Genomic DNA, 12329 nt, shown 5'->3' with positions numbered 1-12329 from the left:
CCTGTCGTTGCGAGAGAGTATGCCTAGCCGATCTTTGTCCTTGCTCCCCTTCTTCGCCGGCAATCGCCGCGATGGTGCCAGGCTGCTGAGCAGTGCACTGGTCTTCCTGACCATCGGGATGACCCAGCTTGACCAGCGCTGGGGCCAAGTTCTATCCCTGATCGCAAGCATGGTCTGCCTTTACTGGGGTGTCGCGTATCGCCGCCTTGATCGCTGACACCATTCCTAGTTACTCCGTTCAGGAGCTAAATCAAGCCATTGGAGCCTTGCTGGAGCGTGGATTCGCACCACGGTTCCTGGTTCAAGGCACTGCCTCCCGCCCACAGGTCAAAAAAGGGCATCTCTGGCTGAATCTCACAGATGGAGACGCCACGATCACCGTCGTTTGCTGGTCTTCACGACTAAAACAGCTCGACTTTGTTCCGACAGACGGTGAGGGAATCACGGTGGTCGGCAAAATCAATTTCTGGGCAGCCCGAGCCTCTCTTGCCGTCCAAGCCGTCGACATTCGGCCAAGCCTGAGCACCGTTGAACGTCGATTTGAAACTGTCAAAGCACTGCTGACGCAGGAAGGCTTGATCGACCCAAGCCGAAGCCGTCTTTTACCAGCTCAGCCGAAACGGATCGCCGTGCTCACAAGCGTTCCGAGCTCAGCCCTTGCCGACATGTTGCGCACGGCCAGAGACCGTTGGCCGCTCACGGAGCTGTTGGTGGTGCCCATTCCAGTGCAAGGCGCCGTGGCCGACACGATCTGCCATGCCATCGATCAACTCACAGCGGCCCACAAAGCGCTGAAGCTGGATGCTCTTGTGCTGGCACGGGGTGGAGGCAGCAGAGAGGATCTGATGGTGTTTGACGATGAGCAGGTGTGTCGGGCTTTGGCTCACTGTCCATGCCCTGTTGTGACCGGTCTTGGACACGAAAATGACCTGACGGTGGCCGACCTCGTCGCTGATCACCGTGCGGCCACGCCAACCGCCGCGATGGTGAGTCTTCTCCCCAGCCGAACCACGGTGCTGCAGACCTTGCAACAGCAGCGTCTACGGCTGCGACAGCAGCAGAGCTGGCGTCTACTACGCGAACAGGAGCGACTCCATCAACGCAGCCAGACCCTCAGCAGTCTTCAGGCAAAAGCGCTGTTGAGCCAGCGGCGCGCACAGCTGACACAGCGAGAGCAACTGCTAAACGCCTTAAATCCGGATCGCTGGTTGAGCCGTGGGTTTGCCAAGGTAATGCGTGCTGACGGATCGTTGCTCCAATCCACAAGCCATGCGCGCCCAGGGGACGATCTCGTTGTTCAGGTGCACGATGGCCTCCTCGAGGTCAATGTCACGACGGTCAAGACTTCAAGCTCAAGGCGAATGCTTCACCGTTTATGACCGAGGCAACCTCTAACTACCCACATCCTGACGGTTGTGTTTGATGCCCAAGAAATCCAAATCCACCAACAACGACTTGGCCGCCACATGGACCAAGGAAGCTCAAGCGCTGACCTATGAGGAAGCCTTTCAGGCTCTCGACCTCCTGCTGGTGAAACTTCAAGACGACTCCTTACCCTTGTCGGATCTTCAGAGCAGCCATCAGCGTGCAGAGATCTATCTGCAACGCTGCCAAGCCCTGTTGAGCGATGTGGAGCAAAGCGTTTTGGAACTCAATCCGGATACGTTGGAAACCCAACCTCTTGAGCAACAACAGGATGCGTAGCGCTTTGACCTGGAGCTATCTCGCTCTTGCTTTGCTGGGAGCGATCTTGCCTTGGCAAGCGAATCTGGAGTTCATGCAAGCGGCCGCAAGCCCAGGATTTGACTTACCAAGCTTCATCCATGACGCCAATCTGACGGCCGCTTCACGATCCCTGAGTCGCGATCTCCTGATTGCAGCATCAGCGTTCACGATTTGGATCGGCGTCGAAGGGCGACGTCTTCAAGTGCGTGGATGGTGGATGACATTGATCTTGTGTGTGACGGTGTCATTTGCTTGCGGCGGACCCTTGTTCTTGCACCTGCGTGAACGTCGGCTGCAAGAACTCGACGCAGCCGAAACAGCGAACTGAACAGAGCGACATCAAGACTCCACGTCTTCAGCTGTGATGTCGATCGTGGCGGAGCTGGCGGGTGTTGAGACAGCATCAACGCTGGCAGCACCGGCACTTGATCCGTTGGGAATCGGCATGGCGCTGCCACAGACGGGACAAGTTGGTGAACGCTGCAAGGTTGCCGCGCCGCAGGCAGGGCAAACCTGCATCCTGCTTTGGATCAACTTCCAGCCAATCCATCCCAAGCCTCCGAGAAGGAGAGGAAGAGCCAGCACAACCAGCGCGAGCCCGCCCAACACATCGATCACCGCGCGACCAGCGGCTGTGGGCAACAACAACAGCAAAGCCAGCAGCCAAATCAGCGGAGACACGCGACCCATGCCCATTCACTCCTTCAAAGGCTTGGTGACATGATCATCGATTGACGTCAGTTTTGGCTGAGCTTGAGGAGCGGATCACCGTCCTTATTCTTTCGCATGTTGGCCAACTCAACACTCCAACACTGTCCGAAATAAATCACAACGCCAACCATCCAGACCCACAAGGTCAAAACCAGTACACCTCCAATCACGCCATACGCTTGAAATCGAGCACCCAGCGACAAAATGCTTCGGCTGACAGCCAGATTCAACATTGTCAAAAGAAAGCCAATCAACAACGAACCAGGAATTAGTGGAGAGAAGGGCACACGTCGACTTGGCAAAAGAAATTGCAAAAGCAATGCCATCGCCGAAAAACCCACAAAAGGAATCAATAGGCGACCAAACTGGAGCACAGGAATGTCCGAAAGCAGCTCTCCGAGCCAAGGCAAAGATTGCCCAAGCTCAGTCATCAGTGCTGCAGGCAACATCCGCAGATTGGCGCTGATCTGATCAATAACAACAAGCACTCCAACCAGGATGACGACAAAAAAAGCTTCGATTCTGACGCGTACGAATTGATAAGCCTGTGCACCGAGTGGCAACGCATTGGGAAGAGGTTGCAGCACATCACTCCACAAACGATCAGCCCCGCGTTGCAACGTGAGATAAGCATTACCAGCTGTCACAAGCAGCACACCGGCGCCAAGCAATCCAGCTCCGAAGCCTTGCTGCACCAACTTCTCGGTAGTTTGTTTCACGATAGAGACAGCCGTAGGAGGCAACAAACCACTGGCATAACTAATAATTTGATCATCCAAATTCTGCTGGCGACCAAGCAGCCAAGATGCCACAGATAACGTAATCAGAAGGATCGGAAAAATCGACTGCAAGGTGTAATACGCAAACGCCGCACTGAGATCCACACAGTCAGCATCAGCCCACCGGAGATAAGCCTTCCAAAGAGATCGAACGAATCGACGAATCAGTAGCCTTTTTTTAGGCATGAATTCGCTCAAACCTAGAAACCTCAACTCAAACTAGCGCGTTGAGGCACAAAAAAAGCCACCCCACAGCGGGATGGCTTTCTTTGGATCACGTCCGTGATCAGAATGTTTTACCTGGCATCGAGCTATTTTCTCAGGGGGCTACCCCCCAAATATCGTCGCCGCTGCTGCGTTTCACAACCGAGTTCGAGATGGATCGGAGTGGGACCACAGCGCCATGGACACCAGGATAGAAAACATTCCCAAGGTTGAACCCTGAGAACTGCATAGGTCATCACCCTCCACTTTCGCTTCAGATGATGGTCTCGATTGAATAAAACTTGCCTCAGACAAGAGCCAAATGAATGGTCAAGCCCTCGGTCTATTAGTACTCCTCCGCTGCATCCATTGCTGGACTTCCACGTAGAGCCTATCAACGGGTGTTCTTCCCGTGACCTTACTGGGTTACCCCATGGGAATACTCATCTTGAGGTGGGCTTCCCACTTAGATGCTTTCAGCGGTTATCCACTCCGCACATGGCTACCCAGCGTTTACCGTTGGCACGATAACTGGTACACCAGAGGTGCGTTCCTCCCGGTCCTCTCGTACTAGGGAGAAATCCTCTCAATATTCCTACGCATACACCGGATATGGACCGAACTGTCTCACGACGTTCTGAACCCAGCTCGCGTACCGCTTTAATGGGCGAACAGCCCAACCCTTGGGACCGACTTCAGCCCCAGGTTGCGATGAGCCGACATCGAGGTGCCAAACCTCCCCGTCGATGTGAACTCTTGGGGGAGATCAGCCTGTTATCCCTAGAGTAACTTTTATCCGTTGAGCGACGGCCCTTCCACTCAGAACCGTCGGATCACTAAAGCCGACTTTCGTCCCTGTTCGACTTGTAGGTCTCACAGTCAAGCTTCCTTCTGCTTTTGCACTCGTCGGCTGATTTCCAACCAGCCTGAGGAAACCTTTGCGCGCCTCCGTTACCTTTTAGGAGGCGACCGCCCCAGTCAAACTGCCCACCTGATACTGTCCGCTCCCCGGATAACGGGTGAACGTTAGAACCCTAGCTCTGAAAGAGTGGTATCTCACCATTGACTCCCTCGTACCCACAAGCACGAGATCAACGTCTCCCACCTATCCTGCGCATTCAGAGCCCGGGCACAATACCAAGCTACAGTAAAGCTTCATAGGGTCTTTCTGTCCGGGTGTATGTAGTCCGCATCTTCACAGACAATTCTATTTCGCCGAGCCTCTCTCCGAGACAGCGCCCTGATCGTTACGCCTTTCGTGCGGGTCGGAACTTACCCGACAAGGAATTTCGCTACCTTAGGACCGTTATAGTTACGGCCGCCGTTCACCGGGGCTTCAGTCGCCAGCTTCGCTTACGCTGACCGGCTTCCTTAACCTTCCGGCACTGGGCAGGCGTCAGCCCCCATACATCGTCTTGCGACTTAGCGGAGACCTGTGTTTTTGGTAAACAGTCGCCAGGGCCTCTTCACTGCGACCACCTTGCGGTGGCACCCCTTCTCCCGAAGTTACGGGGCCATTTTGCCGAGTTCCTTAGAGAGAGTTACCTCGCGCACCTCGGTATTCTCTACCACCCCACCTGTGTCGGTTTCGGGTACTGGCAGTTATGCCTTAACGGGTATAGAGCTTTTCTTGGAAGCTTGACATCACCAACTTCGCTGCCGTAGCAGCTCGTACTCACGCCTCAGCTCGGAACGTTTTCGCCGCTCCTCAACGCCTTGAACGCTTGAACCAGTAACCAACATCTGGCTTGGCTAGCCTTCTCCGTCCCTCTTCCCAAAACATAACCGGTACAGGAATGTTGACCTGTTATCCATCGACTACGCCTTTCGGCCTCGCCTTAGGTCCAGACTAACCCTCCGCGGACGAGCCTGCCGGAGGAACCCTTAGGGTTTCGGTGCATGGGATTCTCACCCATGTTTTCGCTACTCAAGCCGACATTCTCACTTCTATGCAGTCCACGCCCGCTCACGCTAACGCTTCGCCCCACATAGAACGCTCCCCTACCATAAATCCGCAGCTTCGGTACAACACTTAGCCCCGTTCATTTTCGGCGCAGGATCGCTCGACCAGTGAGCTATTACGCACTCCTTTGAGGATGGCTGCTTCTAGGCAAACCTCCTGGTTGTCTGGGCAATCCCACCTCCTTTATCACTTAGTGTTGATTTGGGGACCTTAGCTGGCGGTCTGGGCTGTTTCCCTCTCGACCATGGAGCTTATCCCCCACAGTCTGACTGCCTCGCTACACACAGGGTATTCAGAGTTCATCTCGATTTGGTACCGCTCTCGCAGCCCGCACCGAAATGGTGGCTTTACCCCCCTGCTGGAGCACGAGACGCTACGCCTCAACGTATTTCGGGGAGAACCAGCTAGCTCCGGGTTCGATTGGCATTTCACCCCTAACCACAGCTCATCCGCTGATTTTTCAACATCAGTCGGTTCGGACCTCCACTTGGTATCACCCAAGCTTCATCCTGGCCATGGTTAGATCACCCGGGTTCGGGTCTATAAACACTGACAAACGCCCTATTCAGACTCGCTTTCGCTATGGCTCCACCATTTCCGGTTTAACCCGCCAGTGCCTATAAGTCGCCGGCTCATTCTTCAACAGGCACACGGTCACCCTATGAGTAGGGCTCCCATTGCTTGTAAGCTCACGGTTTCATGTTCTATTTCACTCCCCTCCCGGGGTTCTTTTCACCTTTCCCTCGCGGTACTGTTTCGCTATCGGTCACACAGGAGTACTTAGCCTTACGAGGTGGTCCTCGCAGATTCACACGGAATTTCACGTGCTCCGTGCTACTCGGGATACAGCTAGGTCAGTTCAGTTTTCGTGTACGGGGCTTTCACCCTCTGTGGCGTGTCTTTCAAACACTTCCACTAACATTCCTTTTCCACATTGCTGTCCCACAACCCCGATAGTCGAAACTATCGGTTTAGGCTCTTCCCCGTTCGCTCGCCGCTACTTAGGGAGTCGTTTTTACTTTCCTTTCCTCCAGCTACTAAGATGTTTCAGTTCGCTGGGTTGGCTCGCACCAGCCTATGGATTCAGCTGGCCGTATTAAGGGTTGCCCCATTCGGAAATTCCCGGATCAAAGCGTGTTTCCAGCTCCCCGAGACTTATCGCAGGTAACCACGTCCTTCATCGCCTCTGTGTGCCAAGGTATCCACCGTGAGCCCTTTGTAGCTTGACCATATAATCTCCAACACGCTTGCCGTCGTTGAAACGGATTCTCACTGATTTATTACTAAATCAATAATCAAACTCCTGATTGCTCGACACAATCAGAAGAACGTGATGGAGTCTCGGCTCTTGCTCAAGAATTGACATCATTCATCAAAGAATGATGCATCCATGAGAGATGCTTTATTCTTTCCAGACTCACCTATGCAGTTGTCAAGGTTCTGCTAGACATCAAACTGATCGCTCAGTTCGAGCCCAGCATCTTATCAACCAAATTCAGAGCAAACACTCATCATTTGGAATGACAGGAAGCTGAGTTCATGCCAGCGGACACATCTAAATCACACACCTACGAGTTCACCTTCCACTGTTCAGAAGATGGAGATTAAGTTCGGTCAGTGGAGGTTAGGAGACTCGAACTCCTGACATCCTGCTTGCAAAGCAGGCGCTCTACCAACTGAGCTAAACCCCCAACACCGAATGGGCCATCCTGGACTTGAACCAGGGACCTCACCCTTATCAGGGGTGCGCTCTAACCACCTGAGCTAATGGCCCAGGAAGACTCAACCCTTGTGGGGTGTGACCTAGACAAAGTTTAGGAACTGAACATTTCCTTCAGTCTCTTGATGATTGCTCATCAATTACTGCTCTTAATGCTGAGGTACCGATCGACCTAAGGTGACAGGATTTCGGCCTAAGAATAAAAATACTCAGGCATCAAAATCATTGTGTTGTCTCCCTGTTAGGAGGTGATCCAGCCGCACCTTCCGGTACGGCTACCTTGTTACGACTTCACCCCAGTCATCAGCCCCACCTTCGACGTCCTCCTCCACAAGGGTTGGAGTAACGGCTTCGGGCGTGGCCAACTTCCATGGTGTGACGGGCGGTGTGTACAAGGCCCGGGAACGTATTCACCGCAGTATGCTGACCTGCGATTACTAGCGATTCCTCCTTCACGTAGGCGAGTTGCAGCCTACGATCTGAACTGAGCCACGGTTTATGAGATTTGCTTGTCCTCGCGAACTTGCTGCTCTTTGTCCGTAGCATTGTAGTACGTGTGTAGCCCAGGATGTAAGGGGCATGATGACTTGACGTCATCCACACCTTCCTCCGGTTTATCACCGGCGGTCTCTCTAGAGTGCCCAACTAAATGCTGGCAACTAAAGACGTGGGTTGCGCTCGTTGCGGGACTTAACCCAACATCTCACGACACGAGCTGACGACAGCCATGCACCACCTGTCACTGCGTTCCCGAAGGCACTCTCTCGTTTCCAAAAGATTCGCAGGATGTCAAACCCTGGTAAGGTTCTTCGCGTTGCATCGAATTAAACCACATACTCCACCGCTTGTGCGGGCCCCCGTCAATTCCTTTGAGTTTCACACTTGCGTGCGTACTCCCCAGGCGGAACACTTAACGCGTTGGCTACGACACCGAGGGGGTCGATTCCCCCGACACCTAGTGTTCATCGTTTACGGCCAGGACTACAGGGGTATCTAATCCCTTTCGCTCCCCTGGCTTTCGTCCATGAGCGTCAGTTATGGCCCAGCAGAGCGCCTTCGCCACTGGTGTTCTTCCCGATATCTACGCATTTCACCGCTACACCGGGAATTCCCTCTGCCCCTACCACACTCAAGCCCAACAGTTTCCACTGCCATGATGGAGTTAAGCTCCACGTTTTAACAGCAGACTTGAAGGGCCGCCTGCGGACGCTTTACGCCCAATAATTCCGGATAACGCTTGCCACTCCCGTATTACCGCGGCTGCTGGCACGGAATTAGCCGTGGCTTATTCCTCAAGTACCGTCAGATCTTCTTCCTTGAGAAAAGAGGTTTACAGCCCAGAGGCCTTCATCCCTCACGCGGCGTTGCTCCGTCAGGCTTTCGCCCATTGCGGAAAATTCCCCACTGCTGCCTCCCGTAGGAGTCTGGGCCGTGTCTCAGTCCCAGTGTGGCTGATCATCCTCTCAGACCAGCTACTGATCGATGCCTTGGTGAGCTCTTACCTCACCAACTAGCTAATCAGACGCGGGCTCATCCTCAGGCGAAATTCATTTCACCTCTCGGCATATGGGGTATTAGCGGCCGTTTCCAGCCGTTATCCCCCTCCTGAGGGCAGATTCCCACGCGTTACTCACCCGTCCGCCACTAACCCGAAGGTTCGTTCGACTTGCATGTGTTAAGCACGCCGCCAGCGTTCATCCTGAGCCAGGATCAAACTCTCCGTTGTAGATCATTTCCTCTTAGAAGCTTTCACTTCCTCAAAATGATTTGCGTCACCCATTGCTCAGTTTTCACTGGCAACAGTTGAGGCCTCCTTCCCGCTGACACAGAAAGGGTTCTTAAGAGTGCATCTCTAGATTTCTCTTTCAATGACTTTCCAGGATCTCAGATCCGGTTGTTGCTCCACATCGCGCACACCGACAACTTCAAAGCTCGTGAAAACTTTCAAGCTGCAAGCACGATGCTTCTCTGCAACGAATAATTGTTGACGGGACCTCACACCTTCATCGCTCATTCATCAAAACTGCAACACACATCTCGCGATGCATCTCGCAAACTTTGACGCGATGAAAGCGTCAGTTCCTAAACTTTTCGATTGTCCAGGTTCTGCCTTCGCGCCCCCTCTCAGGAGCGGTTGGCGGTGCGGCCTCCCGGCCGCTTGTAGAACTTACAACACCGTGGGATCGCTCCCTCTTGGCCTCGTAAGCACTTCTAAACACTACAAGCTCGCGCTCTTCACGTTCAGAAGCTGCGCTTCAGGCTTTGGCCTCCCGCGCAGTCCAAAACCATAACCCAACTGCTCCCCCACTCGCAACCCCCTCCCCTTTCTCAAGGGTTGCTTCCACTGCCGACATCTGTCGCCATCACTACGTTTCAGATGTATGAAGTGCAGTCATGGCAGGACGGTTCAGCCAGCAAAACCAGCGTGTTCGTCCCAGCTCCAAAGAAGATCAAGTGGTGCAGAAGGCGCGCGAGCACTTCGAGCGGACGCTGGTCCCAGTGAAAGGTCAGCTGGCCGGAAGTGTTGCCGCACTGGAACACCCTCGCCACGACGAAGCAGCCAACTACGGCGAAATCTTCCTGCGGGACAACGTTCCCGTCATGCTGTATCTGCTGACCCAGAAGCGGTTTGACATCGTTCGCCAGTTCCTGAGCATCTGTCTGGATCTGCAAAGCACCACCTATCAGACGCGAGGTGTCTTCCCGACCTCCTTTGTCGAAGAAAAGGGACAGCTGATCGCTGACTACGGACAACGATCAATCGGTCGCATCACATCGGTGGACGCCAGCCTCTGGTGGCCCGTGCTGTGCTGGATGTATGTGAAATCAAGCGGAGACGAAGACTTCGCCTCAAGTCAGGGAGTGCAACGCGGCGTGCAACTGCTTCTGGATCTGGTGCTTCACCCCACCTTTGAAGGCACACCCGTTCTTTTTGTTCCGGACTGTGCCTTCATGATTGATCGACCCATGGATGTCTGGGGAGCTCCATTGGAAGTGGAAGTGCTGCTGTATGGATCGCTGCGCTGCTGCACTCAGCTGATGGAACTGGGGAGAAAGCATCAGGGCAGCCGACTGCTGGATCAACGGCTCGTGCTCACGCGTCAGTGGGTGCACGACCTGCGCCAGTTTCTGCTCAAGCACTACTGGGTCACCAGCAAGACCATGCAGGTGCTGCGTCGCCGTCCGACGGAACAGTACGGAGAAAACCAGCACCAGAATGAATTCAATGTTCAACCCCAGGTGATTCCTGATTGGCTGCAGGACTGGCTGGAAAACCGTGGTGGCTATCTGATCGGCAACATGCGAACCGGCAGACCCGATTTCAGGTTTTACAGCCTTGGCAATTCACTCGGCTGCCTCTTCGGCTTGTTAACAGCGCCTCAGCAACGGGCTCTGTTCAGGCTCACCTTGCACAACCGGGACCATCTCATGGCTGAGATGCCCATGCGGATCTGTCATCCCCCGATGGACAGTCTCGAATGGCAGAACAAGACAGGCTCTGACCCCAAGAACTGGCCATGGAGCTATCACAACGGAGGTCACTGGCCCAGTCTGCTGTGGTTCTTCGGCAGTTCAATCCTTCTCCATGAACGTCGTCACCCCCACGCTGATGTGCTGCTGATGGGGCAGATGAAGGCTCTGCTGGAGGAGTCGTACTGGAGTCATCTCAATCAGCTGCCCAGGCAACAATGGGCGGAATACTTCGATGGACCAACCGGAACATGGGTCGGACAACAGTCCAGGACTTACCAAACCTGGACCATTGTGGGATTTCTGCTTCTCCATCACTTTCTGCGCGTGAAACCCGACGATGTTCTGTTGCTCGATCTGGACGATGGTGCCGTGCCAGAACCAGGGGAGACCTGAAGATCAGAGCGATCGGCCATGGCATCCAACGGGGGAGCCGATGCGGTGAAGTCAGGGCAATCGACATAAAAAAAGCCCGGCAATGGCCAGGCTTTTTGTTGAAAAAGGGATTAGGTCAGCACTGAACCTGATCAGAACAAGCCAAGTGTCAAGGACTTGTCGATAGGGAGAGCTGCGCCGATGCCGAGGTAAATCGTGGTGGCCGTGCCAAAGAGGAACACAGCCATGGCCACGGGGCGGCGGAAAGGGTTTTGAAACTTGTTGAAGCTCTCAATGAAGGGGACCAGCATCAGACCCAGAGGAATCAGCGTTTGCAGAGCAATACCCAGAAGCTTGTTGGGCACGACACGCAGAATCTGGAACACCGGATAGAGATACCACTCGGGAAGAATTTCCAGGGGGGTTGCGAAGGGATCGGCCTTGTCGCCAAGCATGGCCGGATCGAGCACAGCCAAGCCCACGATGCAGGCAATGGTTCCCAAAATCACGACCGGAAAGATATAAAGCAGGTCGTTCGGCCAGGCTGGCTCGCCGTAATAGTTGTGCCCCATGCCCTTGGCGAGCTTGGCGCGCATCTTGGGATCAGAAAGATCCGGCTTCTTGAGAATGTGCATGGATCAGGTGGGTGTTGTTGAAACCTAAAACAGATCAATCAAGCTGAGCACTTGTGACTTAAAGACTGAAACGGATCACAAGGGACCGGAAATGCCCTGCTTCCGAATCATCAGGAAGTGCATGAGCATGAAGACGGCCAGCAACCAAGGCATCACGAAGGTGTGCAGGCTGTAGAAGCGAGTCAAAGTTGACTGACCAACGCTTTCGCCGCCGCGAAGCAGCTCAACCATGAAGTCGCCGATCACAGGGATTGCCGCGGGAACTCCAGACACGATTTTCACAGCCCAGTAACCGACTTGATCCCAGGGGAGTGAATAGCCCGTCACTCCGAAGGACACCGTGATCACAGCCATGGTCACCCCGGTGACCCAGGTGAGCTCACGGGGACGCTTGAAACCGCCCGTGAGGTAGACGCGGAACACGTGGAGGATCAGCATGAGCACCATCATGGAGGCGCTCCAGCGGTGTACCGAACGGATCAACCAGCCAAAGCTCACATCTGTCATCAGGTACTGAACGGAGCTGTAGGCCTCCGCAACAGTGGGCTTGTAATAGAAGGTCATCGCGAACCCTGTCGCGAACTGGATCAGGAAGCACACAAGCGTGATCCCGCCCAGGCAATAAAAGATGTTGACGTGCGGGGGCACGTACTTGCTGCTGATGTCGTCAGCAATGTCCTGAATTTCAAGACGTTCCTGGAACCAGTCGTAGACAGGTGAGGAGTTCGCCATGCAGAGGGGGGCTT

9 protein-coding genes, 2 tRNA genes and 3 rRNA genes are annotated in these 12329 nt (G+C 54.2%); 5 read left to right on the top strand and 9 right to left on the bottom strand.

All coding sequences use genetic code 11. The features are described 5' to 3' along the window. The first annotated feature begins 40 nt into the window (after positions 1-40). Genes SynA1560_RS02840 through SynA1560_RS02825 form a run of 4 tightly spaced genes read left to right on the top strand, consistent with a single transcriptional unit; the run spans position 41 to position 2053 of the window. Positions 41-217: a hypothetical protein gene (locus SynA1560_RS02840; protein ID WP_255477035.1), complete on the top strand. Its 177-nt coding sequence runs from the start codon at positions 41-43 to the stop codon at positions 215-217. Beyond that, entirely contained in the window at positions 207-1379 is a 1173-nt protein-coding gene (gene xseA, locus SynA1560_RS02835; protein ID WP_186501560.1) for an exodeoxyribonuclease VII large subunit, read from the top strand. Before SynA1560_RS02840 ends, xseA begins: the two co-directional genes overlap by 11 nt. 43 nt (positions 1380-1422) lie before the next feature. Further along, positions 1423-1704 (top strand): exodeoxyribonuclease VII small subunit, encoded by a 282-nt coding sequence (gene xseB / locus SynA1560_RS02830; RefSeq protein WP_186470171.1) that lies wholly within the window; start codon positions 1423-1425, stop codon positions 1702-1704. Then, positions 1697-2053, top strand: coding sequence for a DUF2834 domain-containing protein (locus tag SynA1560_RS02825; RefSeq protein ID WP_186470170.1), 357 nt, complete (start codon positions 1697-1699; stop codon positions 2051-2053). Before xseB ends, SynA1560_RS02825 begins: the two co-directional genes overlap by 8 nt. An 11-nt stretch (positions 2054-2064) precedes the next feature. On the opposite strand, the gene SynA1560_RS02820 is transcribed toward SynA1560_RS02825, so the two are convergent. The 7 genes from SynA1560_RS02820 to SynA1560_RS02790 all read right to left on the bottom strand — a co-directional run bounded on the left by SynA1560_RS02820 (position 2065) and on the right by SynA1560_RS02790 (position 8828). Continuing rightward, complete coding sequence (locus SynA1560_RS02820; protein WP_186501110.1) at positions 2065-2415, bottom strand: hypothetical protein; 351 nt, start codon at positions 2413-2415, stop codon at positions 2065-2067. A gap of 47 nt (positions 2416-2462) precedes the next feature. Continuing rightward, positions 2463-3401 carry a YihY/virulence factor BrkB family protein gene (locus SynA1560_RS02815; RefSeq protein ID WP_186501109.1) on the bottom strand — a complete coding sequence of 313 codons (939 nt, stop codon included), beginning with the start codon at positions 3399-3401 and terminating at the stop codon, positions 2463-2465. 112 nt (positions 3402-3513) lie between these two features. After that, positions 3514-3630 (bottom strand): 5S ribosomal RNA (gene rrf, locus SynA1560_RS02810). A gap of 115 nt (positions 3631-3745) precedes the next feature. Next, positions 3746-6611 (bottom strand): 23S ribosomal RNA (locus SynA1560_RS02805). Between the two features lie 389 nt (positions 6612-7000). Beyond that, positions 7001-7073, bottom strand: a tRNA-Ala gene (locus tag SynA1560_RS02800). A gap of 9 nt (positions 7074-7082) precedes the next feature. Next, positions 7083-7156, bottom strand: a tRNA-Ile gene (locus SynA1560_RS02795). A 187-nt stretch (positions 7157-7343) separates the two neighbouring features. Further along, a 16S ribosomal RNA gene (locus SynA1560_RS02790) occupies positions 7344-8828 on the bottom strand. The 16S, 23S and 5S rRNA genes sit together here with 2 tRNA genes alongside, the layout of an rRNA operon. Positions 8829-9496: 668 nt before the next feature. Between SynA1560_RS02790 and SynA1560_RS02785 the strand changes: the two genes are divergently transcribed. Further along, on the top strand, positions 9497-10969 hold the full coding sequence (locus SynA1560_RS02785; RefSeq protein WP_186501108.1) for a glycoside hydrolase 100 family protein: 1473 nt from the start codon (positions 9497-9499) through the stop codon (positions 10967-10969). Between the two features lie 131 nt (positions 10970-11100). On the opposite strand, the gene petD is transcribed toward SynA1560_RS02785, so the two are convergent. Beyond that, complete coding sequence (gene petD, locus SynA1560_RS02780; protein WP_186470167.1) at positions 11101-11583, bottom strand: cytochrome b6-f complex subunit IV; 483 nt, start codon at positions 11581-11583, stop codon at positions 11101-11103. Between the two features lie 75 nt (positions 11584-11658). Beyond that, entirely contained in the window at positions 11659-12315 is a 657-nt protein-coding gene (petB, locus tag SynA1560_RS02775; RefSeq protein WP_186470166.1) for a cytochrome b6, read from the bottom strand. Positions 12316-12329: the final 14 nt, after the last annotated feature.

Origin of the sequence: Synechococcus sp. A15-60, assembly GCF_014280095.1 — a bacterium.
Classification (GTDB): domain Bacteria; phylum Cyanobacteriota; class Cyanobacteriia; order PCC-6307; family Cyanobiaceae; genus Synechococcus_C.
Note: the sequence above shows the minus strand (reverse complement) of the source record. Positions and strands in the feature narration are given on the sequence as shown.

Coding starts and splice junctions, on each gene's coding strand:
- xseB (WP_186470171.1), top strand. CDS start 1,423: ATGCCCAAGAAATCCAAATCCACCAACAACGACTTGGCCGCCACATGG.
- petB (WP_186470166.1), bottom strand. CDS start 12,315: ATGGCGAACTCCTCACCTGTCTACGACTGGTTCCAGGAACGTCTTGAA.
- petD (WP_186470167.1), bottom strand. CDS start 11,583: ATGCACATTCTCAAGAAGCCGGATCTTTCTGATCCCAAGATGCGCGCC.
- SynA1560_RS02820 (WP_186501110.1), bottom strand. CDS start 2,415: ATGGGTCGCGTGTCTCCGCTGATTTGGCTGCTGGCTTTGCTGTTGTTG.
- SynA1560_RS02815 (WP_186501109.1), bottom strand. CDS start 3,401: ATGCCTAAAAAAAGGCTACTGATTCGTCGATTCGTTCGATCTCTTTGG.
- SynA1560_RS02785 (WP_186501108.1), top strand. CDS start 9,497: ATGGCAGGACGGTTCAGCCAGCAAAACCAGCGTGTTCGTCCCAGCTCC.
- SynA1560_RS02825 (WP_186470170.1), top strand. CDS start 1,697: ATGCGTAGCGCTTTGACCTGGAGCTATCTCGCTCTTGCTTTGCTGGGA.